26 protein-coding genes are annotated in these 24780 nt (G+C 31.4%); 6 read left to right on the plus strand and 20 right to left on the minus strand.

The annotated features are described in order from the left end of the window. The first annotated feature begins 191 nt into the window (after nucleotides 1-191). Nucleotides 192-1781 (plus strand): aspartate:alanine exchanger family transporter, encoded by a 1590-nt coding sequence (locus tag GQR95_RS16425; RefSeq protein WP_159024160.1) that lies wholly within the window; start codon nucleotides 192-194, stop codon nucleotides 1779-1781. A 100-nt stretch (nucleotides 1782-1881) separates the two neighbouring features. Here the strand turns inward: GQR95_RS16425 and GQR95_RS16430 are convergent, their stop codons facing one another. The 13 genes from GQR95_RS16430 to GQR95_RS16490 all read right to left on the minus strand — a co-directional run bounded on the left by GQR95_RS16430 (nucleotide 1882) and on the right by GQR95_RS16490 (nucleotide 14565). Next, entirely contained in the window at nucleotides 1882-2595 is a 714-nt protein-coding gene (locus tag GQR95_RS16430) for a response regulator transcription factor (protein ID WP_159024161.1), read from the minus strand. 4 nt (nucleotides 2596-2599) lie between these two features. Next, nucleotides 2600-4174 (minus strand): sensor histidine kinase KdpD, encoded by a 1575-nt coding sequence (locus GQR95_RS16435; protein WP_199269622.1) that lies wholly within the window; start codon nucleotides 4172-4174, stop codon nucleotides 2600-2602. A gap of 77 nt (nucleotides 4175-4251) precedes the next feature. After that, nucleotides 4252-4842, minus strand: coding sequence for a dephospho-CoA kinase (gene coaE / locus GQR95_RS16440; protein ID WP_159024162.1), 591 nt, complete (start codon nucleotides 4840-4842; stop codon nucleotides 4252-4254). Next, nucleotides 4839-5801: a CdaR family protein gene (locus GQR95_RS16445; RefSeq protein ID WP_159024163.1), complete on the minus strand. Its 963-nt coding sequence runs from the start codon at nucleotides 5799-5801 to the stop codon at nucleotides 4839-4841. Before GQR95_RS16445 ends, coaE begins: the two co-directional genes overlap by 4 nt. Then, a complete protein-coding gene (locus GQR95_RS16450; protein ID WP_159024164.1) occupies nucleotides 5798-6808 on the minus strand; it encodes a glycosyltransferase family 2 protein in 1011 nt (336 codons plus the stop codon). Before GQR95_RS16450 ends, GQR95_RS16445 begins: the two co-directional genes overlap by 4 nt. Nucleotides 6809-6882: 74 nt before the next feature. After that, nucleotides 6883-7707: an enoyl-ACP reductase gene (locus GQR95_RS16455; protein ID WP_159024165.1), complete on the minus strand. Its 825-nt coding sequence runs from the start codon at nucleotides 7705-7707 to the stop codon at nucleotides 6883-6885. A 332-nt stretch (nucleotides 7708-8039) separates the two neighbouring features. After that, nucleotides 8040-9695 (minus strand): DNA repair protein RecN, encoded by a 1656-nt coding sequence (recN, locus tag GQR95_RS16460; RefSeq protein ID WP_159024166.1) that lies wholly within the window; start codon nucleotides 9693-9695, stop codon nucleotides 8040-8042. Nucleotides 9696-9754: 59 nt separating this feature from the next. Next, the gene (locus GQR95_RS16465) at nucleotides 9755-10642 is read right to left on the minus strand and encodes a DUF4835 family protein (protein ID WP_159024167.1); all 888 of its coding nucleotides are present in this window, start codon (nucleotides 10640-10642) and stop codon (nucleotides 9755-9757) included. Further along, nucleotides 10635-11846, minus strand: coding sequence for a bifunctional phosphopantothenoylcysteine decarboxylase/phosphopantothenate--cysteine ligase CoaBC (coaBC, locus tag GQR95_RS16470; RefSeq protein ID WP_159024168.1), 1212 nt, complete (start codon nucleotides 11844-11846; stop codon nucleotides 10635-10637). The genes GQR95_RS16465 and coaBC overlap by 8 nt, the downstream gene beginning before the upstream one ends. A gap of 10 nt (nucleotides 11847-11856) precedes the next feature. Next, a complete protein-coding gene (locus tag GQR95_RS16475) occupies nucleotides 11857-12183 on the minus strand; it encodes a DNA-directed RNA polymerase subunit omega (protein WP_159024169.1) in 327 nt (108 codons plus the stop codon). A gap of 4 nt (nucleotides 12184-12187) precedes the next feature. Beyond that, nucleotides 12188-12988, minus strand: a complete 801-nt coding sequence (locus tag GQR95_RS16480; RefSeq protein WP_159024170.1) for an outer membrane protein assembly factor BamD — start codon at nucleotides 12986-12988, stop codon at nucleotides 12188-12190. Nucleotides 12989-13166: 178 nt separating this feature from the next. Then, complete coding sequence (gene dapA / locus GQR95_RS16485; protein ID WP_159024171.1) at nucleotides 13167-14045, minus strand: 4-hydroxy-tetrahydrodipicolinate synthase; 879 nt, start codon at nucleotides 14043-14045, stop codon at nucleotides 13167-13169. 4 nt (nucleotides 14046-14049) lie between these two features. Beyond that, nucleotides 14050-14565: a hypothetical protein gene (locus tag GQR95_RS16490; RefSeq protein ID WP_159024172.1), complete on the minus strand. Its 516-nt coding sequence runs from the start codon at nucleotides 14563-14565 to the stop codon at nucleotides 14050-14052. A 69-nt stretch (nucleotides 14566-14634) separates the two neighbouring features. On the opposite strand from GQR95_RS16490, the gene GQR95_RS16495 reads away from it, so the two are divergent. Beyond that, entirely contained in the window at nucleotides 14635-15393 is a 759-nt protein-coding gene (locus tag GQR95_RS16495; protein WP_159024173.1) for a 5'-nucleotidase C-terminal domain-containing protein, read from the plus strand. Between the two features lie 12 nt (nucleotides 15394-15405). Next, nucleotides 15406-16320 (plus strand): bifunctional UDP-sugar hydrolase/5'-nucleotidase, encoded by a 915-nt coding sequence (locus GQR95_RS16500; RefSeq protein WP_159024174.1) that lies wholly within the window; start codon nucleotides 15406-15408, stop codon nucleotides 16318-16320. A 4-nt stretch (nucleotides 16321-16324) separates the two neighbouring features. Here GQR95_RS16500 and GQR95_RS16505 read toward each other — a convergent pair whose 3' ends face one another. The 6 genes from GQR95_RS16505 to GQR95_RS16530 all read right to left on the minus strand — a co-directional run bounded on the left by GQR95_RS16505 (nucleotide 16325) and on the right by GQR95_RS16530 (nucleotide 22037). Beyond that, nucleotides 16325-16771 (minus strand): hypothetical protein, encoded by a 447-nt coding sequence (locus GQR95_RS16505; protein ID WP_159024175.1) that lies wholly within the window; start codon nucleotides 16769-16771, stop codon nucleotides 16325-16327. Between the two features lie 443 nt (nucleotides 16772-17214). Further along, nucleotides 17215-17919, minus strand: a complete 705-nt coding sequence (locus GQR95_RS16510) for a hypothetical protein (protein WP_159024176.1) — start codon at nucleotides 17917-17919, stop codon at nucleotides 17215-17217. Nucleotides 17920-18107: 188 nt separating this feature from the next. Next, nucleotides 18108-20105: an NAD-dependent DNA ligase LigA gene (gene ligA / locus GQR95_RS16515; RefSeq protein WP_159024177.1), complete on the minus strand. Its 1998-nt coding sequence runs from the start codon at nucleotides 20103-20105 to the stop codon at nucleotides 18108-18110. A gap of 2 nt (nucleotides 20106-20107) precedes the next feature. Next, a complete protein-coding gene (locus GQR95_RS16520; RefSeq protein ID WP_159024178.1) occupies nucleotides 20108-20689 on the minus strand; it encodes a TIGR00730 family Rossman fold protein in 582 nt (193 codons plus the stop codon). Further along, nucleotides 20686-21558: a peptide chain release factor N(5)-glutamine methyltransferase gene (gene prmC, locus GQR95_RS16525; RefSeq protein ID WP_159024179.1), complete on the minus strand. Its 873-nt coding sequence runs from the start codon at nucleotides 21556-21558 to the stop codon at nucleotides 20686-20688. The genes GQR95_RS16520 and prmC overlap by 4 nt, the downstream gene beginning before the upstream one ends. Further along, the gene (locus tag GQR95_RS16530; RefSeq protein ID WP_159024180.1) at nucleotides 21555-22037 is read right to left on the minus strand and encodes a GNAT family N-acetyltransferase; all 483 of its coding nucleotides are present in this window, start codon (nucleotides 22035-22037) and stop codon (nucleotides 21555-21557) included. The genes prmC and GQR95_RS16530 overlap by 4 nt, the downstream gene beginning before the upstream one ends. Nucleotides 22038-22064: 27 nt before the next feature. Between GQR95_RS16530 and ribD the strand changes: the two genes are divergently transcribed. The 3 genes from ribD to GQR95_RS16545 all read left to right on the plus strand — a co-directional run bounded on the left by ribD (nucleotide 22065) and on the right by GQR95_RS16545 (nucleotide 24289). Next, nucleotides 22065-23069: a bifunctional diaminohydroxyphosphoribosylaminopyrimidine deaminase/5-amino-6-(5-phosphoribosylamino)uracil reductase RibD gene (ribD, locus tag GQR95_RS16535; protein WP_159024181.1), complete on the plus strand. Its 1005-nt coding sequence runs from the start codon at nucleotides 22065-22067 to the stop codon at nucleotides 23067-23069. Continuing rightward, nucleotides 23062-23619 carry an HAD family hydrolase gene (locus tag GQR95_RS16540; RefSeq protein WP_370514514.1) on the plus strand — a complete coding sequence of 186 codons (558 nt, stop codon included), beginning with the start codon at nucleotides 23062-23064 and terminating at the stop codon, nucleotides 23617-23619. The genes ribD and GQR95_RS16540 overlap by 8 nt, the downstream gene beginning before the upstream one ends. Nucleotides 23620-23680: 61 nt before the next feature. After that, on the plus strand, nucleotides 23681-24289 hold the full coding sequence (locus tag GQR95_RS16545) for a YigZ family protein (protein WP_159024182.1): 609 nt from the start codon (nucleotides 23681-23683) through the stop codon (nucleotides 24287-24289). Nucleotides 24290-24291: 2 nt separating this feature from the next. Here the strand turns inward: GQR95_RS16545 and GQR95_RS16550 are convergent, their stop codons facing one another. After that, the gene (locus tag GQR95_RS16550; protein WP_159024183.1) at nucleotides 24292-24690 is read right to left on the minus strand and encodes a thioesterase family protein; all 399 of its coding nucleotides are present in this window, start codon (nucleotides 24688-24690) and stop codon (nucleotides 24292-24294) included. Between the last annotated feature and the right edge of the window lie 90 nt (nucleotides 24691-24780).

Here is a 24780-nt window from a genome sequence, read left to right on the forward strand (position 1 = left end):
AGTTTTAAATTTAACAAAAATTTAAATGTTGTTTTGTTTAAGATTTAAATCATTTTTATGATAACAAAAGATATTCTAGAATTAAATATTTAGACTGTTTTACTACAGTTTTTTTCTTGTCTTATAATGATAAAAGTCATTAACTACCTTTTAAATATAAATTACTTTTGCAACTTATTAAAATTTACTAGATGGAATTTTTAAATGCGACTTACTTAGCTCTTTTTGTAATAATTTGTATCGGTTTTATTATCGGTAATATTAAAATTAAGGGTATTTCTCTGGATGTATCGGCAATTATTTTTGTTGCGTTACTTTTTGGCCATTTTGGAGTCGAACTGCCTGATATATTACAAAAAATAGGATTAATATTATTTATCTATACCATAGGTTTACAGGCTGGACCTGGATTTTTTGAATCTTTTAAAGAACAAGGTAAAAATCTTGTTGTACTTTCTGCCATTGTTATTTTTACAGCAGCTTTAATTACATTCTTATCTATTCAATTTTTAGGAATTGATAAATCTATCGCTATAGGATTAATGGCTGGTGCTTTAACAAGTACACCTGGTTTAGCTACCGCTATAGATGTTACACATTCTCCCTTAGCTTCAATTGGTTATGGTATTGCTTATCCTTTTGGAGTCATTGGTGTTATTTTATTTGTAAAATTATACCCTAAACTTTTCAGAATCGATATTTCTAAAGAAGAAGCAGATTATGAACAAAAAGTAAACGGACATTTCGATATCATTACAAGATGTAATTTTGAAGTAGAAAACGAAGGAGCTATAGATAGAACTATTGCTGAACTAAAAGTTAGATCGATGACAAAAGGTGTTATCTCTAGAGTACAGCATAACAACAAAGCATTTGTACCTACAAAAACAACTGTTTTACACAAAGGAGACTATATAAGAGTGGTTGGAACAGAAGAAGCCTTAAGACGTGTAGAACTTCTAATTGGTCCAAAAGTAGATATTCAAATCTCTTTAGGTGAAGATTTTGTAGTACAATCTTATTTAATGACAAAAACCTCTCTAGTAAATAAAACATTAGGAGAATTAAACTTAAAAGATAACTTTAATGCTACTATTACTAGAATAAGAAGAAGTGGTATAGATTTATCTCCTAACACGACATTAAGACTTCAAATTGGAGATAAATTAATGATTTCTAGCCAGAAAAGTTGTACTTCACAAATATCAAGACTTATAGGTGATAATAAAAGTAAACTTTCAGACACAGACTTTTTCCCATTAGCTTTAGGTATTGTTATTGGTATTTTTGTTGGAGGTGTATCGCTTTCTTTCGGAGATTCTTTTAGTTTTAACTTAGGTCTTACTGGTGGTGTACTTATTGTAGCCATGATTTTAGGACGCTTAGGAAAAACAGGAAATGTACTTTGGGTTATGAGTGGTAACTCTAACCAATTATTAAGACAATTCGGACTGATGCTATTCTTAGCAGTGGTTGGAACAAATGCAGGAGCAACTTTAGTTGAAACCTATTCTCAATACGGAATTAAATTATTTTTAATTGGAGGTTTAATAACTTTTATCCCTATGGTTTTAGCGACTATTGTAGCTCGTATGTTTTTTAAGATAAATATACTAACCTTATTAGGGACATTAACAGGTTCTATGACAAGTACTCCTGGTTTAGCTGCTGTAGACACTATGACAACTACAGACGCACCTTCTGTAGCTTATGCAACAGTTTATCCTATTGCTATGGTATTACTTATTATATGTGCGCAAATACTAGGATTAATCTTTTAAATAGCACAAAAGAAACAATATCTTTTACTTCTTGTAAGTAAATATAAGACATAAAAAAACCAGCATAAAGCTGGTTTTTTTTATATCTATATGGTAAATATTATGACTTTTGGATGTTAATTACCAAACGGAAACCTTCACCATGAATGTTTAAAATTTCAACATTAGGATCTCCTTTTAAGTACTTACGTAATTTAGCAATATATACATCCATACTACGAGAAGTGAAATAATTATCGTCTCTCCATATTTTTGTTAATGCTAATTCTCTAGGCATTAAATCATTTTCATGTAAAGCTAACAAACGTAATAATTCGTTTTCTTTAGGTGATAATTTAATAGGCTCTTCGTCATTTAATTTTAAGAATCTTAATTTAGAGTTTAAATCAAAATTACCAATCTTAAATTCGAATTGTTTACTATCTGTAACCGTTTCTGAAGCCTTACGTTGAATGATTGCATGAATCTTCATTAATAACACTTCACTATCAAAAGGCTTGTTTAAATAGTCGTCTGCTCCTACTTTATATCCTCTTAACACATCTTCTTTCATTGCTTTTGCAGTTAAAAAGATAATAGGCACTTCTGTATTTTTTTCTCTAATTTCTTTAGCTAAAGTAAAACCATCTTTATAAGGCATCATGACATCAAGAATACACAAATCGAAATCGTCCTTCTTAAACTTTTCGAAGCCTTCCATACCATTTTTAGCATGGGTAACATCGTAATCGTTCATGGTTAAATAATCTTTAAGAACAGTTCCAAAATTTGGATCATCCTCTACTAATAAAATTTTCTTATGTTGCTCGCTCATAACATTATGATATTAATGGAAGTTTAACAATAAATGTGCTTCCTTTTCCTTTCTCACTTTCTACCGAAATATGACCTTGATGATCATCTACTATTCGTTTAACATATGCAAGGCCAAGACCATGTCCTTTTACATTATGTATGTTTCCAGTGTGTTCTCTATAAAATTTCTCAAAAACTCTTTTTTGAGCGGCTTTACTCATTCCGCTTCCTTGGTCTTTTATTTTTAATAAAATACTATTCCCAATATGTTCTGTATACACATCTATTTTTGGTGCATCAGGAGAATACTTTATTGCATTATCCAGCATATTAACTATAACATTTGTAAAGTGTGTTTCGCTTGCTAATACAGAAGACTTATCGGCATCTAAATGTAATTTTATAAAACCTTGTCTATCTTCTACTATTAATTCTACGTGAGTCATAGCATCTTCTACTAAGTCGTGCAAGTCTACCCTATCCTTACTAATATTTAGTTCGTTTTTTTCAAGTTTAGATATTCTTAACACATTTTCTACATGTGCATGCATACGCTTATTCTCTTCCTTAATCATTCTAAGGTAACGCATTACCTTCTCTTTATCATCAATAATCTTCGGATTTTTTATCGCATCCAAAGCTAAATTAATTGTTGCTATAGGTGTTTTAAACTCATGCGTCATGTTATTAATGAAATCATTTTTAATTTCAGAAATTTTACGCTGTTTTACTAACTGGTATAAAGCACTTGTGTATGCAATAATAATAATTGATGTAAATATGAAAGATAACAACATCATACCAACAACAGACGACATAATAAACTTATTTCGTTCTGGAAAGTTTACTAATAATCTGAAATTATTCTGACTATTATCGTTTTGAAAAATGGGTATACTAAACGTTTTATCTTCTTTCAATTCGAAACCATCACTTTGTACTTTGGTTGCTAAATCGTTACTATAAATTGCAAATTCGTAATCTATATCTATATTATCTTCATGAAGTTTTTTCGATAATAATCGTTTTATTTCTTCACTTTTAACACGTTTATAAATTGGTGTCCTACTGGTAAGCACCTTAAATGCTTCTTCAAAACTCTGCTTTTCTGCTTCATTAAATCGTCCAATATTCGAAATACTCAAAACTGGATTAACATTTACATTGTTTTCTAAAACACTTTTATTACTATACACTTTAGTTTCAGACTGACCTATAATACGTTTAATATTAATACTATCTAAACCTATGTCAAAGATCGATGATGATAACTTATAGTTTTGTTCTAAAATACCACTTCTATAAATTAAAGTTTCGTCTGTACTTTCGTTTTGCTGATTTAATAAAAGTTGCGTGATTGCTATAGTATCTGCTTCCTTTTTTTGATCGACTAAACGTTGAAACTTTTTAAAGTATTTATTTAATTCGCGTTCCTCGATATCTTTAGAAACAAAACTTAATGCTTTCTTTACATTAAACGTAAATTGCTTCTCTTCATTCTTTACAGAATCACTAATATATCGAGCTTGTACAAAGATTATTCCTACCAGAGATAAACTCATTAAAACTACTAGCAATATAAATAACTTCTTACTCATCGGTCAAAATTAGTATTTTAACATTTAGCTTTTTTAACATTTAACCTTACATTAACAGAATTGTTAAAATTGCTCTTTTATTTAATTTTATTAAGTATAGTAGTATGAATATCTTCTACTTGCTGTTTCATATGCGCCATAGTATCATTTACAATAACATAGTCCGATTTAGCAATGCGCATAGCGTCTGTCCATTGTTGTTTCATGATCGATTCTATTTTTTCAATCGTAGTCTCATCTCGTTTTAAAAGACGCTCCATTTTTGTCACTTTATCTAAAGTTACGGTTATTATTTGATTGCATAATACATCTGCATGACTTTCAAATAAAATAGCCGATTCTTTTAAAACATAAGGCGCTTCTTGATTATTTACCCAAGTCTTAAAATGTGCAGAAACTCTTGGGTGCACTATAGCATTCATTTGCTTTAATAAATCTTTATTATTAAAAATCGCATTAGAAATAAAAGGTTTATTTAGCGCATTATCTTGGTAAGCATTGGCTCCGAACAATATTATTAATTCCGATTTTATTTCAGGAGAAGTTACCATTAACAATTTTGCTTCATCGTCTGAAATATATGTAGGAACACCAAATGCATCATGAAATGCCTTTGCTACGGTAGATTTACCGCTTCCTATACCTCCTGTTAAACCAACTACTATCATTCTGAAATTATAAATTCTACTTTTTGATGAATTATTTTAGCACTCTTTACCGCTTCGGGTTGTGCTATAAGTTCTGGCACTAAATACGACTGATTGTCTACATGCTTATTATAATCGCATTCTACTTTAAAGTCTTTAGCTTGTACTTTATTAAATCCGCTTAAATTAGTGTAAAAAGACACCGAAACAGATTTCGGATAAAACTTTAAAGATAAATTAGAGGGCACATTTATCATGGTTACAGGAATATTAAAAGTGCCTTCTGTAAATTTTTCTACTTTTGCCTTTAAGCGTACTTTATGATGAGAAAATTTAATTAGTTTATTCTCTTTGGGCAATTCCAATCTTATATTCTGATCGATGTCTAAATGTACATCTTCAAGCTCTAAAGACTTTGTTTTAATAGACGTTATACTATTAACTATTTTTTCTGGACCAACAATATGTACGGTATCTGGAGTTATAGAAAACGCATGTAAAACATCAAAACCAGGACTAAATTTTATATTTTCTTCCAATACCACAGGAACATCTTTAGTGGCATTTTGATCGTATTTAAAAAGTAATGTATCTGGAAGGACACTTACAATTTCAATATCTTTATCGAACTGTTCATTAATTTTAGAATAAGATCTATGTGAACTCCACACAAAAGAAGAATCTGTTAGATGAAGTTTATCATTATAATCTAAAATTAAATCGGGTTTAGATATATAATATCTTAAAAACTTAAACCCGTATGTTTTAAGCGTAATATTCAATTTCTGGCTACTATCGTTTAAAATCACGTACGTTTCTGGTAGATTAATAGTTTCTACAGAAAATGTAATGGTATTAGAAAACGTTCTAGACAGTTTATTTAATACTAAAATGGTAAAAGACAATAACAGAAACAGTGCAAAAATGTTTATTTTCTTACTCTTTACAAATTTTAAAAATCTTGATTTAATATCTTTCATTTAGATAATTTAAAAAATAATTCGGGAAACACGCGTTCTGCGTCTTTTTTAAAAACATGAATTTTTAAAAACGATTTTAAAAATCCGTAGCCATAACCTATAAATTGAATAAAAATTGCAGGTATAGATAATACAGCAACTATTATATTTTTAGACTGAATTAACGCTAATAAAAAAGCCACTATAAAGTACAAAACATACCCCATTAATAGCCATTTAAACTGAAATATATTAGCTATAACAGAAAAAAGTAAGCCTAATATAAAGAGCGTAGGAAACCAATACGTAATTTTTGCAGTTTGTGGATGCCAAAGATTTAAAATAGGACGAACCATTCCAAATTTATGTACTTGTTTGTAAAACTTAGACCATGATATGCGACGTTTATGATACACAAAAGCCTCTGAAATTAATTTGGTATTAAAACCAAGACCCCATAATCTAATAGATAAATCTGGATCTTCGCCTGGATGAATTGTCCCAAACCCTTTAGACGCTACAAAAGCTTTTTTAGATAAGCCCATATTAAAGCTTCTGGGCTGAAATTTCCCAACCTGATTTTTATGGCCACGAATTCCTCCAGTAGTAATAAAAGACGTCATTGAAAAATTAATGGCTTTTTGAAGATTTGTAAACGATGTATCTGCAGCATCTGGACCACCAAAACAATCTACAAATTCGGCACTTAAACTAGCATCTACTTGGTTTAAATAATTTGAAGGCAACACACAATCGGAATCGAGAATAATAAAATAATTTCCTTTTGCTTTTTGCATTCCGAAGTTTCTAGAATCGCCAGGACCAGAATTTTTTTTAAAAAAATAAGTAATATTTAGCTGGTCTTTAAAGGTATTTACAACTGTTTCTGAAGTCTTAGAAGACCCATCTTCAATAATTACAATTTCAAAATTTAAAGTCGTTTTTAGATTGACAAAACTAACAAGTAGTTCCTCAATTTCATCAGGACGATTATAAACAGGAATAATAAAAGAGTACTGTAAACGCATACACAAATGTAGTTAAATGCATAAAAAAAGCCGCCTTTTTAGGCAGCTTTTAAAAGACTTATAAAGGTCTAATATTATTTGTTCACAGATTCTACAAAAGCTTCCATAACTTCGTTACTTACACCCATATTACTAAATCCACCATCATTATATAAATTTTGTAAAGTCACGCGTTTAGTTAAATCACTAAACATAGCAACAGTATAGTTTGCACAGTCTGCTGCTGTTGCATTTCCAAGAGGCGACATTTTATCTGCATAAGCAATAAAACCATCAAATCCTTTTACACCACTACCTGCTGTTGTAGGTGTTGGAGATTGCGAAATTGTATTTACTCTTACTTTTTTATCTTTTCCGAAGAAATATCCAAAACTACGAGCAACACTTTCTAAATAGGCTTTATTCTCTGCCATATCGTTATAATCTGGGAATACACGTTGTGCAGCCATATAAGACAATGCAACAATACTTCCCCACTCGTTCATAGCATCTGCTTTATAAAGCGTTTGCATTACTTTATGAAAAGACATTGCAGAAACATCTGTTCCTTTTTTAGTGAATTCATAATTTTGATCTGTATAATGTTTTCCTTTTCTAACATTTATAGACATCCCGATAGAATGTAAAACAAAATCAATTTTTCCGCCTAAAATCTCCATAGATTTTTCAACTAAATTTTGCAAATCTTCAACAGAAGTTGCGTCAGCAGGAATAATTTGAGAACCTGTTTTTTCTGCAAGCTCATTAATTTGTCCCATACGCATTGCAACTGGTGCATTGGTTAAAACAAACGTTCCGCCTTCTTCATGAACACGTTCTGCAGTTTTCCAAGCGATAGAGTTTTCATCTAATGCTCCAAAAATGATTCCTTTTTTTCCTTTTAATAAATTGTATGACATCTTTTTTAATTCTTATATTAACTTTGTCTAGGTCTATTTCCTAGGATGGTCAAAGTTATGAAAACTTTTTATTCTATTAATAATTCATTGTTAGTAATAATCCTAACGCTTTTATACAGCCAATTATCACAATTACACACAATTACGCCATATTTATTGTTGTAATATTTTTCAGCTTCTTGTATAGTTGTGTTTAAAGGAAATACATAATCGGGAATACATTCTCCATTTTCTATAATTACGCTACAATTATCGCCGTCTAAATCACATCTTAAAAAAGAAGACGTACACAGAAAGACTAAATAGTGAATTACATTTTGCTTTATAATAAATTATTCATGCAAAAGTTGTTTTGCATGAGCAATTGCAGAACTAGATAATTCTAACCCACCAAGCATTTGCGCTATTTCTACAACCCGTTCTTCTCCTTCAATTACAATTAAGTTTGTAGTTGTAACTTGGTTTATATCTTCTTTATAAACTTTTAAATGTGTATCTCCTTTTGCTGCAACTTGAGGTAAATGTGTAATTGCAAACACTTGCATGCTTTCACTCATGTGCTTCATGATTACTCCCATTTTATTAGAAATTTCACCAGAAACACCAGTATCAATCTCATCGAACATAATGGTTGGTAGCTGTATATATTTTGAAAGTACAGATTTTATAGCCAACATAATTCGAGATAATTCTCCTCCAGAAGCGGCTTTGTTTAATGCTTTAAATGTACCACCTTTATTTGCTGAAAACAGAAATTGTAAATCGTCTTTTCCGTTTGAATGAAATTCTGAAGCCACTTTTAATGTAATTTGAAACTGTGCATTTGGCATACCTAAATCTGCCAATAATGTTTCTAATTGCGATTTTAAAACAGGTATAACTTCAGAACGTTTAGCATGAATGGTTTTAGCTAAAGCATTTAAAGCCTTTTCTTGTTTACCAATTTCTGTTTTTAACTTCTTGATGTTTTTATCTAAATTTTCGGTTATCCCTACTTTTTCGTCTAAAGCATTCTGAATATCTATAAGTTCTGAAATGGTTGAAACAAAGTGTTTATTCTTTAAATTATGTAGTAACTGCAATCTTGTATTTACAACCTCTAATCGGGCTGGATCTGCTTCAAGTGCATCTTCAGAAGCTTCTATCTCTGTAAAGATATCATACAACTCAATTAAATTACTATCAATCCTATCGTACAATTCTTTGTAATTCTTAGAGAATGAAGCAATCTTACTGAAGTTAGATTTTATTTCGGTAAGAATAGCTAGACCTCCTATTTGTTCATCATTTAATAATTGATGAGAGGCTCCTAACTTTTCTTTAATCGCTTCAATATTATCAAGCGTTTCGTATTCTTCTTCTAACTTTTCAAATTCACCATCTACTAATTTAGCATCGATTAATTCTTGAAGTAAAAAAGAATTGTATTCGTGTTCTTTATTCGCTTCGGCTTGAAAATCTTGTAATTTTTTTAATTCTTTCTGAACCGACTTATATGTTTTTAAGTACCCTTTATATTCTACTAAAGGTTCTTCTACTTTTGCCAATGCATCTATAACCTGAAACTGAAAGGCATCGTCGGTAAGTTGCATGGTTTGGTGCTGCGAATGAATATCTATTAAACGTTCTCCTAATGCTTGCAAACTACTTACCGTTACTGGAGAATCGTTTACAAAGGCACGCGATTTACCTGAAGGTAAAATTTCACGTCTTATAATAGTATGTGTTTCAAAATCCAGATCTTCTTGTTCGTAAATAGGTTCTAAATTATAATTTGAAACATCGAAAACAGCTTCAATAATACATTTTTGAGAATCGTCTTTTAAAGAAGATAAATCGGCGCGCTTACCTAAAATTAAAGATAATGCACCTAATAAAATAGATTTTCCTGCTCCGGTTTCTCCGGTAATTATGGTAAAACCAGTATTAAAATCTGCCTGTAAATCATCGATTAAGGCATAGTTTTTTATAGATAGAGATGTTAGCAATGTAATTAAGTGCTTTAGATTTGTAAATCAAAGATAATTTAGATTTAAGTCGTAATCAATTAAAACTTAATATTTCTCCATTTACTAGAATATGTAGGAGCTACTTTACTTAATACGTCTAGAAGATCGGAAACATTTACGCTAGGTCCGTCGGAAAATATACTTTCTATTTCATCGCTTTTAGCATCGAAAAACACACGTAACAGAAAAGAATTTGGTCTTCTGTTATTCATGGCCTGAAACGAAATTATGGAAGATGCAATGGCTTGTTTACCTGCTTTTAGGTCTGTACTCATTTTATCTAAACCATCTCTGTGGTATTTGTACATCACTTCGCGGTATTCTTTGTATGTAGGCGATACCATATTGTCTATTAAAACATATCTTGACTGCGAACCATCTGATAATTTCCAACCTTTATAGCCTTCTTGTTGCGAATAATTAACAATGTTTTGTGCTTGGTTTAAATATTCGTCTCCACCATTTAACTCGAAAGAATCTGCATCTAAACCAAGAATCATATACACATGAAATGCTATAACCGAAATTAAATTAGACTCATATTGTGTTTCGCTAAAGTTCAGGTTTTGAAACTCTGCATACTTAAACGTAAAATTTTTATCGTTAAAGTTATAAACTGGAGTCGTGTAAGAAGAACCATAAACGGGTCTAGTAGACTGTACTTGTATGGTTGCAGTAAAGCTATCGTTATCGTAATCGCTAACAATAATAACCATACTACAATTAATACGTTCGTTTAACTTAAAGCCTCTTGTTGTCCACCGTTTATTATTAATAAATTCGGTAAGCTGCTTTTCTAGAGTTGTAAATACTTTTACATTTTCGTCTCCAGTTTGTTCTGCATTAACAACAACTTTACAGTTTAATTCTTGAGCAGTAAGACTCATAGAAGCATTAAAAAATAGAACAAAAAAGATATTACGCATGTAATTGATTTAATATTTCGTTGAATATATCTTGAGCAACGACTGCTTTAGATTTTAAATTAAATTCTGTAATATGTTCTTCGGTGTCGATAAGCGTTATTTTATTTGTATCTGCCTTAAAACCGGCACCTTTATCGTTAAGAGAATTTAAAACGATTAAATCTAAATTTTTACGTTTTAATTTTCCTTTAGCATGTTCTAATTCATTATTAGTTTCTAAAGCAAAACCAACTAAAAACTGATTCGTTTTTATAGCACCTAAAGACGCTAAAACATCTTTAGTTTTCTCCAACTTTAATGTTAACGTACTATCGTCCTTTTTTATTTTCTGAGTCGCAACTTCTTTTGGTTTATAATCTGCTACAGCTGCAGCACATATTACAACATCTGAATCTTTAAAAAACAAATGTGCTTGATTATACATGTCTTGAGCACTAACAACAGGAACAATTTTAACTAAACCATGTTGAAGAGATTGATTGGTAGGTCCAGAAATTAAAGTAACCTCTGCACCAAGATTAGCTGCTGTTTTGGCTAACTCGAATCCCATTTTACCACTAGAATGATTTCCTATAAAACGTACAGGATCTATAGCTTCATAAGTTGGTCCAGCTGTAATCATGACTTTTTTACCATATAAAGGCAAATTGCCTAAGATATGATTTTCTATAAATGCTACAATATCTTCTGGTTCTGCCATACGCCCTTCTCCAACCAAACCACTAGCTAATTCGCCAGACGTTGCAGGAATCATAATATTACCAAAGCTTTGTAACGTTTTAAACGATTGGGATGTAGATGGATGTTTAAACATATCCAAATCCATTGCAGGAGCGAAATACACCGGACATTTAGCCGATAAGTAAGTCGCTAATAATAAATTATCGCAGGTACCATTTGCCATTTTAGACATGGTATTTGCAGTTGCAGGAGCAATAATTAAAAGATCGGCCCAAAGGCCTAATTCTACATGGCTATTCCAAACCGCACTCTCGTCTTCTTCATTATAAAATGAAGAAACAACAGGGTTTTTAGAAAGTGTAGATAAAGTTAGGGGAGTAACAAAACCTATAGAAGCAGGTGACATAACGACTTTTACGTCTGCACCTGCTTTTACAAATAATCTTACTAATGAAGCTGTCTTGTAAGCAGCTATACCTGCACTAATGCCTAACAGTACGTTTTTGCCGCTTAATATTGACATAGCTTATTATTTACTGAACGTCTTCGTCAGTGTTTCTGTAGTATACTTTATTGTCTAACCACTCTTGTACCGCTAAAGCGTGTGGTTTAGGTAATTTTTCGTAGAATTTTGAAACTTCAATTTGTTCTTTGTTTTCAAAAATCTCTTCTAAACTATCGTTATAAGTTGCAAATTCTTCTAATTTTTCAATTAGTTCCTTTTTAATCTCAGTATTGATTTGATCTGCACGTCTAGAAATAATAGAAATTGCTTCATAAATATTTCCTGTTGGTTCGTCAACTTTATTCTTGTTGTACGTAACTGTACTTAAAGGCGCATTGATTTTTTTTAAATCCATTATATTAACTTTTAGTGCTGTAATTTTTTAATTCTTCTACTATTTGTTCATACATTTTAACTGCAGATTCTGAAAATTGAGTTTCTGGAAACCCTTTCATTAAATCTTTATAATACCCTTCTGCAGATTGTAATCGTTCTTCTTTTTTACGTTCAATACTAAATATTGCTAACTGATAAGCCGAATCAAATCTATAATACATAGCTTCTTCTCTTAATGAAGTTCCAGGAAATTCAAATAGAAAATTATCGAACGATTTAATAGACGCTTGATAATCTAAGATTGTATTATACTGTTTTGCAATTTCGAACGCCTTACGTTCTAATTTCTCATCTAACTCTCTAATGTAACCACTCGCTTCACTTAAGTACTCTGATTGTGGAAATTGATTGATAAACAATTGCAATTTCTCTATAGCATCTTTAGTATCTGATTGGTCTTTACTGTAAACAGGAGACAATTTATAATAACTCTTAGCTGCTAAAAACGAAGCCTCTTCTAATTTCTCACTTTTTGGATATGAATCTGCAAAACGATCAAACTGGTAACCAGAAACATAATAGTCTTTCATGCCATAGTACGATTGCGCGTACATATACATAAGTTTCTCTGCTTGTGGTTTACCTCGGTAACTAGGCACGATTTGAGCGAATAATTTATTGGCTTTAGCGAACTCTCCTTGATCGTAAAGTTCTTCTCCCATTTTAAATTTCTTCCCAATGTCTGTAGCTTTAAGTGTTTTTTGGTATTCACCACATGAACTTAAAACAATAAACGCGAATAAAATGTATAAATATTTCCCCATAGTTTTTTAACAGAATGCAAAATTAAGCTATTCTTATTGATTTTAAAAATAATATTTTTCAGCTAAATTAAAGGATGTAATTAGGTTACAATTAGCTTTAAGTATATTTTAACTTTTAAACCATTTTATTAAAAACATCCTGTCTCTTAAGTGACAAAAACAACTTATTTAAAAGCACTTAAAAAGCATCTACAAATGCTTTAATTTTTTCCTTTAATCCAGACGTAGCCTCTACTAACGGCAATCTTACATCTGCACGACATAAACCTAAAGCTTCATAAACAGCCTTAATTCCAGAGGGGTTATTTTCTTCAAAAATATAACCAACAACGTCCATTAATTTATAATGAATATCGTAAGCTTCTTTGGCTTTTCCTTCTAATCCTAATTGAATCATTTTAGAAAATTGTGCAGGAACAGCCTGACCAATTACAGAAATAACGCCAGCACCACCTGCTAAAATAACACCTAAAGCAAGATCATCGTCTCCAGAAATAACTAAAAAGTCTTCTGGTTTATCTTTTAATAACTTTAAATATTGACCAATATTGTTACCTGCTTCTTTAACAGCTACAATATTTTTAAAATCGTTTGCTAATCTAATTGTTGTTTCCGGTAACATATTAGACGCTGTTCTTCCGGGAACATTATATAAAATGATAGAAATAGGACACGCTTCTGAAATAGCTTTAAAATGCTGATAAACGCCTTCTTGTGTTGGTTTACTATAATAAGGAGACACAGAAAGTACCGCATCAAAAATGCTTAAATCTGTAGCTTTAATCTCTTCAATAACTACAGCTGTATTATTCCCTCCTATTCCTAAAACTAAAGGCACACGACCGTTATTTGCTTTAGCAATAGTTTTTATAATAGCTTCCTTTTCGGCTTTAGTAACCGTTGCACTCTCTCCGGTAGTTCCCATTATAACTAAATAATTGGTACCGTTTTCAATATTGAAATTAACAATTCGGGTTAAAGCATCATGATCTACACTAAGATCTGCCTTAAAGGGTGTAACTAGAGCAACTCCAGTACCTATTAATTTACTATTCATCTTTTTAAATTCTTTTTAATATACTTAAGTACTTTAAAAGCTCCTTTTTAAACACTTCTATAGCCTCTGGATTTACATTAATTATTAAATCGTTTAACCGTTGTTCTTCTTGTAAAACTCCTATTTTAAAATCTGCATTAGCTGCAGCTGTAAGGACTTTTAAATCTAAATTATCTGTAAAATAATAACTAATTAAAGCATCAAATTTAGTCTTTAAAAACATATCCAATTCAATGTTTTTAATCTTACCTCCCCAACCTATATCTTTAGGAGAGTAACAAGGAAACTCCATAGCCTCTACCTGTTCTGCCTCTGAATAAGCTATTATTTTAAAACTATTAGGTCTAATATTTAAAAATTTAGACATAGATTTTATAGCTTCTATATTAGAAACTTCGTCAATATTTAATATAACCCCCAAACTTTCAATAGGTTTTGAGGTGTTAGAAACCTTACGATTTGCTAACATTTTATTAAAATACTTTTTATTAGATTTTTCCCTAAAACCTTTTAAAATCATTTATCTTTAAACTTTTAGCAAATGTAGAAAAAGTATAACCATACTTCAGTAAATTTTTTAAGTTTAATTATGATTTTTAAACAATTAATTGCTTGTACGTGCCTTTTATTTTTGGCAAGTTGCAAAACACCACCTGTAAGTCTATCTAAAATTGAAGGAAAAGAAATTCCTATTTCAGAAGAAATAAAACCAGATCAAGACATAGCTAACTTCATAAAACCGTATCACGATCACGTTACTAACACTCTAGATAGTGTTTTAGCTTACGCTCCAGATACTTATAATAAAGCCAACGGAAAATACAATACTGCTATAGGAAACTTTATGGCAGATGCTATTTACGAACAATCTAACCCCATATTTAAAAGAAGAACAGGTCACGATATAGATTTTGTTTTACTTAATAAAGGAGGTATTAGAGCTCAAATAACTAAAGGTGATATTACTTCAAATACCGCTTACGAAATTATGCCTTTTGAAAACAGTATTGTTGTCGCTGCTATAAAAGGGAAAAATGTAAATGAGGCTTTAACGTATTTAAGAAAAGCTAAAACGGCACATCCCATTTCTAAGCTAAAACTCGTTATTAATTCCGATTTTAATATTGTTGAAGCTTTAGTAAAAGGGCAACCTGTAGACGAAAACAAAACGTATTACGTAGCAACAAACGAATACCTTTATAACGGAGGAGACAATATGACGTTTTTTAGACCTAGCGATAGTCTTTACGTTTTAAATTACAAATTAAGAAATGCACTTATCGATTACTTTACTAAAGTAGATACTATAAACCCTGTGATAGACGACAGATTTATCCAAATAAAATAAATTCAGCGTGTTATGAAACGTAGAGACTTTATACAACAATCTACAGTAGCAACATCTTTAGTTGCTTTAGGAGGATTAAGCTTATCCTCTTTTACTACTGCTACAAAAACAAAAAAAATAACCATTTTACACACCAACGATGTGCATAGCCATATAGATCCCTTCGGACCTAATGAAGGTAGAAATGCAAATCTAGGAGGTGTTGCTAAACGTGCAACCTTAATAGACTCTATACGTTTAGACAATCCGAATACTTTACTTTTAGATGCTGGAGATATATTTCAAGGCACACCTTATTTTAATTTTTATGGTGGCGAATTGGAATTTAAATTAATGAGCAAACTAAAATACGATGCTGCAACTATAGGAAATCATGATTTTGATAATGGTGTAGACGGTTTATATGCACAATTACCTCACGCAGAGTTTCCGTTTCTAATTTCTAATTACGACTTCACTAATACTATAATGAATACACACACCAAGCCATATAAGGTCTTTATAAAAGACGGACTTAAAATTGGTGTATTTGGAGTAGGAATAAAACTTCATGGCCTTGTAGATCCTGCAATGTATAAAGAAACAAAGTATTTAGATCCTATTGAAGCCGCTCAAGAAATGACTCGTGTATTAAAAGAACAAGAGCAATGCGATTTAATTATTTGCTTATCCCATTTAGGTTACAAATATAGAACTGAAGATAAGATTGATGATCTAAAGCTTGCAGCTGCAACCAAAAATATTGATTTAATTATTGGCGGACACACACACACCTTTCTTGCCAAACCTACCATAGTAGAAAATATTGAAGGCAAAAACATGCTTGTAAACCAAGTAGGATGTTACGGTATTAATCTTGGAAAAATAGATTTCTATTTTGACGATAACAAAAACAAAGCAGCAGAAGAAACTTCTATTCTTGTGTAGTAGTTTATTTTTTATGTTTATTAAACACAAAATTATAAGAGCGTATTTTTAACGCTCTTTTTTTGGCTTTATTTTTAGTGACCATATAGTAGAAAAGGAAAACCAATCCGCAACCGTACAGTAAGCGCTCTACAAGTACTAAACTCCAATCGTAGATGTAATAATTTCTGATGTAAAATAACACTTCAGAAAATATAAAACATAAAGCCATTACTAAATACAAAATAGACGATTTAGTGTCTGCATTTAAATAGACTGCAAAAGAGAAAAAAGCGAGTACTATTAAGGTCACACTACGTAAACCAAAAAACAATACTTCTGTCGGACTCGTTATAATATCGTCTAAAACAGTATATAGTTGATATAACAAATAGGTATTTACAATAAATACAACTATTAAATAAGTCCCTAAAAACGTTCCGAATTTTATGCCTTTAAACTTTGTTATCACTAAGCTTAAGAGACTTAAATGTGCCAACAAATAAAATAGGTTACTAAATTTTATAACAGAATTAGCATCAACAACAACAGATGTAAAGTCACCTAAAAATGAAAAACAAAAAAACGACACAAGGTACCAGCTAATGTAGTCGCATCTAGAGAAGTAGAAAACGACGAACACAGGTACAAATAGGGGTTTAACGCATTGCAACAGAAATTCATGATGAAACACAGTTGCAAAAACATTAACGCCTATAAGAAGAAGTAAAATCGATATAAAGATCTTACTATAATTAAATTTAATCCAGTTCTTCAAAATAAACAATCATAAGTAGGTTCCACAAACATACAACTATACACCGTATTAATCATACACTTTATCGAAAAAAAAAGTAATATTTCGATGAAACACATTCTGAAAGCAATATAAAAAAAGAGGCGAAAATATCTTTTTTACAATTCAATTGCTTTGAATTCCTTATTAGGACTTTGAATAGCAAAGAAATAAAAGAGCGAAAACCCTGTAATTAATAAAAGATAACATATAATATTTAATTCAACTTTCTCTGAAGGATACAATATTGCGTACTGAATAACTTCAGAAAAAACAATACATATCGACCCTATAAACAAAAATAGAGATCTTGTGTTTTCTCTATACAAATAGTTAATAAACGATACATTTAATAGAATTAAAATTACCAGATTGTATACAAATTCTAAAACAATAGATGGTATTGTATCCCCTAACGGGATAATTTCTTCATCTAAAGTAGCAGCCCCTACAAATTCAGGAACTTCACTAGCCCCTATTACCGTTTCTGTAGAAGGAGAATTAATTGAAAAATCACCATTTATTAAAGAATATAACACATAAGAATTTAATAATAACAAAATAATTATGGTAAGATTAAATCGGGGCACAATATCTCTAAAACGCATACTTTTAAAAATCCCAAAAATTAAAGATACATAAGCTGATATATATAAAAAATTTGCTAAAAAGTAAACTAAATTCTCATACAAATATTTAGTTTCACTAAAAAAGGCTAAAAGATGAGCCAAAGAAAACAACACTAAAAATGCAGTAAAATATAACAGTTGATTTTTATGAGTTAACAAATAAAAAATACAAATAAAAGGCACTACTAATGCCATAATAACATTTGAAACACTATAAAACTCAGCATACTGTAAGAACAAATATGATACGCTTAAAATGAATAATATAATTAAAATAAAATATGTTTTTCTCATAGATATATAATAGACAAGCTAACAAATGTAATTATTAATAATTAAACTTGCTGACTTCTAGCAAGAACACCTCAAATTTTAAAAAATCACTAAACATTTAACAATGATAAGAAATCACTTTCCGATAAAATTTCAATCCCCAATTGTTCTGCTTTAGTACGTTTACTTGGCCCCATTTTATCTCCAGCAACGACAAAACTAGTTTTTGAAGAAATTGAACTCCCCACTTTTCCGCCGTTATCTTCTATCATTTTTTTAAGTTCATCTCTAGAAACTGTTGTAAACACACCTGAAACTACAAATATTTTTCCAGCTAAAGAATCTGATTGATTAGCCAAGGCATCTTCAGAAATCTCTAACGAAACGCCAAAACCTTTTAATCTATTTATTATAATTTTGTTTTGTTCTGATTGAAAAAACTCAACAACACTTTTTGCTATTTTAACTCCAATTTCGTCCACATCTACCAAAGTTTCTTCCGTCGCTTCTGCAATTGCATCTATAAATTTAAAATGTTTAACCAATTTTTTAGCAACAGTTTCTCCAACATATCTAATTCCTAAAGCATACAAGACACGCTCGAAAGGAACTTGTTTAGCGTTTTCTACACCTTTTATTAAGTTATCTGCACTTTTTTCTGCCATACGCTCTAAAGGCAAAACGTTTTCCTTTGTTAATTCAAATAAATCTGAATAATTATGAATTAAACCAGCATGTACTAATAAAGCAACTGTTTCCCCTCCTAAACCATCTATATCCATGGCTTTTCTTGAGATAAAATGCTGAATTCTACCAATAATCTGAGGCTTACAACCATTATAATTTGGACAATAATGTTGCGCTTCTCCTTCTTGTCTTACCAATTCGGTATTACATTCTGGACAATGTGTAATATATTCTGTAGGCTTAGAATCTGCTGGGCGTTGTGTTAAATCTACAGCAATAATTTTAGGTATAATTTCTCCTCCTTTTTCTACAAACACTTCATCACCCTCACGAATATCTAATTTCGCAATTTGATCTGCATTATGTAAAGATGCTCGTTTGACCGTTGTTCCTGCAAGCTCTACAGGTTCTAAATTCGCTACTGGAGTTATTGCTCCTGTACGACCAACCTGATATGTAATTTCGTTTAACCGTGTAGAAACACGTTCGGCCTTAAACTTATAAGCTATTGCCCAACGTGGCGATTTAGATGTAAAACCTAATTCTTCTTGATGCTGAAAACTATTCACTTTTATAACCACACCATCGGTTTCATAAGGCAAATTACGTCTGTGCACATCCCAATACTCAATAAATTCAAAAACTTCGTCTATAGAATGTACCAATTTAGCAGCATTTGGTACTTTAAAGCCCCAATCTCTTGCTTTTTGCAAACCTTCTATTTGCGACTGAATGTTTAAATTTCTGCCTATTATAGTATAGAGCAAACATTCTAACGGACGTTTAGCAACTTCACTACTATCTTGTAATTTTAAACTTCCTGACGCGGTATTTCTCGGATTTCTATATGGCTCTTCACCTATTTCAATACGATCTTCATTCATTTTATTAAAGCCTTCAAACGGCAATACAATTTCACCTCGAATATCAAACTTATCAGGGTAATCTCCTTTTAAAGTTAAAGGCACCGTTTTTATGGTTTTAATATTGGCTGTAACTTCATCGCCTTGCACACCATCTCCTCGAGTAACTGCTCTTGTAAGCTTACCATGTTCGTAAGTTAAACTTATTGAAGCTCCATCGTATTTTAGTTCACACGTATAAGACACATCTCCATCTACTAATTTTTTAACACGTTCTTCCCATGCCATCAAATCGTCTTTAGAATATGAATTCGATAAAGAATACATGCGGTAATCGTGAACTACAGTATTAAAATTTTTAGTAATTGTTCCCCCCACTCTATTTGTAGGCGAGTTAATATCATTAAATTCCGGATGCTTAGACTCTAAATCTTGTAATGATTTAAGTTTCATATCGAACTCAAAATCACTTATATCACTTTCGTCTAAAATGTAATATTTATAATTATAATCGTTTAACTCGTCTCTTAATTGCTGAATTTGTGCTTCAATAGTCATCCTTACAATCTATCTTTATTTAACCAATTTGGTGCTGGCAATGGTTTGTAATTATTCATTTTTTCTAATAAACCGTCTATCGTATTATCTACAACAACCGCATCTAAATTGTCTTGTTTTAAAAACCCACGCTCGACCATGGTTTTACAATAAGCTAATAAATGGTCGAAAAAACCATTAATATTTAAAATCCCAATAGGTTTTACATGAAGTCCTAATTGTCCCCAAGTAGTAACCTCGAAAAACTCGTCCATAGTACCAAAGCCACCAGGAAGAACTATAAATCCATCCGATTTTTCATACATAATTACCTTACGCTCGTGCATGTTATTAGTCACGATAAGTTCTGATAAATTAGGATGAACAATTTCTTTAGTTTCCAAAAAGCCTGGAATAATTCCAAGAACATCTCCTTCTTTATCCATTACACCACGAGCAACTTCTCCCATAATCCCTATTTTGGCAGCACCGTATACTAATGTAATATTTTGCTCGCCAAAGGTTTTCCCTAATTGATAGGCTTCAGATTTTATTTTTGAATCGGTACCATCGCTCGATCCACAAAAAACAGCTATAGATTTCATATCTCTTTAATTCCTTTAATCATTCTATTTCTTTTAAACATATCCTGACGCAATTCTACATGTATAAATTTATGTTCTTGTAATAAATCGTTCATTTCCTGACCTAAAAATTCATTTATTTCAAAAAACAACAATCCATCCTTTACTAAATTAACTTTAGCCAATTTTGTGATTGCTTTATAGAATTTAAGCGGATCATGATCTTCGACAAACAATGCTAAATGCGGTTCGTGTTCTAAAACATTTGCTTTCATTTGAAGCTTCTCTAACTCACGAACATACGGTGGGTTTGAAACAATAACATCAAATGGTAATTTAAAATCTGCATTTTTATATGTCTCTACAGATAAAATATCTGCATGAATAAAATTAACCGTTACATTATTATGTTTGGCATTTTTCTTTGCTACCGCTATTGCATCTTCACTTACATCTACAGCAAAAACATCTGCATTTGTAAACTGTTTTGCTAACGAAATTGCAATACACCCACTTCCTGTTCCTATATCTAGAATACGTAATGGTTTTTTTATTTTATCTAAATCAGACTCTATAATCCATGCGACTAACTCTTCGGTTTCTGGTCTAGGAATTAACACCGAATTATTCACCTGAAATTCTAAACCAAAAAATTCAGTAGTTTTTAAAACATACTGAATAGGCTCGTGTTTTTTTAAAGACTCTAAAGCATCTAAAACAGGAATGGATTCGGCTTCAGAAATACTGTAATCGGGTTCTAAAGCCAAAGTAATGCGTTTAAAATTGAAATAATATTCGCAAATCATAAAAAAGAAATGATCGACCTCTCTTTTATCATATTCAGCATCTAAAGCGTCATGAAACGTCTGTTTAATATCTTTTAACTTCATAGTTCTTTTATCATCCAAACCGTACAAGAATAGTGTCCGGTTTTCCCCATCGGGCCATCTAAATTTTTAAATCCTATTTTATTATATAAATGGATTGCCGATTTTAAATAAGGTAAGGTTTCTAGATAACAACGCTTAAAACCATAATCTCTTGCCTTTTGCAAACACGTATCCATCATTTGTTTTCCTATTCCGCGACCTCTAGCTTCATCTAAAAAATACATTTTTTGTAATTCGCAAACATCATCTTCACCATCTACAGGACCAATTCCTGCTGCTCCAATTACACGATTGTTTTCTTCGACAACAAAATAGGTTGTTTTGGGTTTATTATACGTTTCAAACATATCATCTAGAGCTTTGTCTTCGTAAGCTGTACCAATTTTTGGCGCACCAGCACCAACTAACACCTCGCGAATCACTGCTGCGACTTGCTGATTATCTTTAGTTTGAATTTCTCTTATCTTGAAATGGCTCATCCCCATTTTTAATCTTATTTTTGTGACGTGAAGATACATGAAAAATACATAAATCGCTGTATAGAAATTGCCAAAAACGGATTAGGAACAACCCGACCAAACCCAATGGTGGGCTGTGTTATTGTATATAACGGCTTAATTATTGGAGAAGGTTTCACTAGTCCTTACGGCGGAGCACATGCAGAAGTTAATGCCATTCAATCGGTTACAGATAAATTACTTTTAAAACACGCTACCTTATATGTAACACTAGAACCCTGTTCGCATTTTGGAAAAACACCACCTTGTAGCGACCTTATTATTAAACACGAAATTCCTAAAGTTGTTATAGGAATGGTAGACGATAATTCTTTAGTTGCTGGTCGAGGTATAAAAAGGTTAAAAAATGCAGGATGCGATGTTACTGTTGGTGTTTTAGAAGCTGAATGCAAAGCACACCATAAACGCTTTTTTACGTTTCACAATAAAAAAAGACCACACATTATCTTAAAATGGGCAGAATCTGCAGATGGTTTTTTAGCTCCTACAACAAAAAACGAACAAAAACCAGTTTGGATTACAAACATCTATTCCCGACAATTAGTACATAAATGGAGAGCCGAAGAACAAGCTATTTTAGTTGGCGGCAATACAGTTATACAAGATAATCCCAGTTTAACAGTACGCGATTGGACAGGTTTGCAACCTACACGTGTTGTAATAGACACCCATAATAATCTTCCAAACAACTACGCCGTATTTAATACCGCTGCTAAAACGATAAAATTAACAGAAACTGAATTAGATTTCTCAAAACCTTTAGGGTTTCAAATTTGCGAATGCTTACACAAACACAATATAACGTCTGTAATTATTGAAGGAGGAAATAAAACGCTTCAAACTTTTATAGATGAAAACCTCTGGGACGAAGCCCGCGTATTTTACGGTACAAACACCTTTCTACAAGGCACAAAAGCACCTGTAATAATAGCTAAGCCAGCCTTAGAGACCAAAATATTAAACGATACTTTAAAATATTACACCAATGATTAAAACAATAATATTCGATTTTGGCGATGTCTTTATCAATTTAGATAAAGTTGGCGCTTTAGAAAATGCTTTACTTAATTTTAAATTAGACAGTCTTCCTGAAGATTTAGTACATATAAATAGTCTTTACGAAATGGGATTAATGGATACGTCTGAATTTATAGAATTTTACGAAACAGCATTCCCAGAAGTATCTTCTGAAAAAATATTAGAAATATGGAACTCCATTTTAAAAGATTTTCCAGAATACAGATTAGAGTTTTTAAAAAAACTGTCTGAAAGCAAAAAATATAAACTCATTTTATTAAGCAACACTAACGATTTACATATCGAATTTGTAAAAGCACACGTGCCCTTTTATAATGAATTTAAAAACTGTTTTGATGTGTTTTATTTATCACACGAAATTAACCTAAGAAAACCTGAAGCAGACATTTATGAGTTTGTAATAAAGAAAAATAATTTAGTGCCTGCAGAAACACTTTTTATAGACGACACCACAGAAAACACCGTTGCTGCAGAAAAACTTGGGCATACACACCTGGAATATTAATCCAGAAACGGAAGACATAATCACTTTATTTGAAACAAAAAAAGAACTTTTTAGTTAATATTTGGAGACAAAAGACACATACAATACGATTTTAAAACCGTCTGAAGAAACCCTCTTTAAAGAAAAGAATAGTAAGTTTTTTGGATATGTTTTTCCTGTAAAGACAGAAGAAGATGTTAAAGCACATTTAGAAGCCATAAAAAAGCAACATCATTCTGCAAGACATTGGTGTTACGCTTACCAGTTAGGAACAGAAACTATTGCTTATCGCGCAAATGACGATGGCGAACCAAACAACTCTGCAGGCATGCCTATTTACGGACAAATACAATCCTTCGACGTCACAAACGTGTTAATTATTGTTGTGCGTTATTTTGGCGGCGTTAAGTTAGGAGTTGGCGGCTTAATTAACGCATATAGAACATCTGCTCAATTAAGCTTGGAAGCTTCTAAAATTGTAGAGTGCACTATAAATATAGATTACCTTATTGTTTTCGATTATAAAAACATGAATAAGGTGATGCGTATTATTAAAGAGAAAAATTTAAATGTGATTAATCAGAAATTAGAACTGAATTGTGAACTCACTATTTCTGTTAGAAAAAAAGATGCTGAAGCTGTTTTTAACAGTTTCAGCATTCTATTTGAAGTCGACATAAAAAAACTGTAAGATTATTCGGGTATAAGATCTAGTATATATTTCGGACATTTCATAGGACGTTTAGTTTCCATATTTATAAAAGCCAAAACTGTATTGGCTAAAACCAACAATTCTCCCTCCTGATTAGTGATTTCGAAGTCAAAATCAATCTTTACACCTGGCGTCTTTTTTAGTATTGTTTTTACTTTAATTACCTGGTCGTAAAAAGCTGATTTTTTGTAATTTAAAGACATTGAAATCACAGGTAACATGATACCTTGCGCCTCCATCTCTTTATAAGACACTCCAAGCGACCGAAGCCACTCAGTCCGCGCCATTTCTAGGTATAGCGCGTAATTACCATGATGCACAACCCCCATTTGGTCGGTTTCGCCATATCGTACTCTTATTTCTATTTCGTCAATTATCATACTAAAGTTTCATTATTTTTTCGTAGCTTACAATGTCCGATAAACATGAGGAAAAAAATCTTAAAATTCAATAGCAAAGCATTTTTTTTT

Source organism: Formosa sp. L2A11 (genome assembly GCF_009796865.1).
GTDB lineage: Bacteria > Bacteroidota > Bacteroidia > Flavobacteriales > Flavobacteriaceae > Formosa.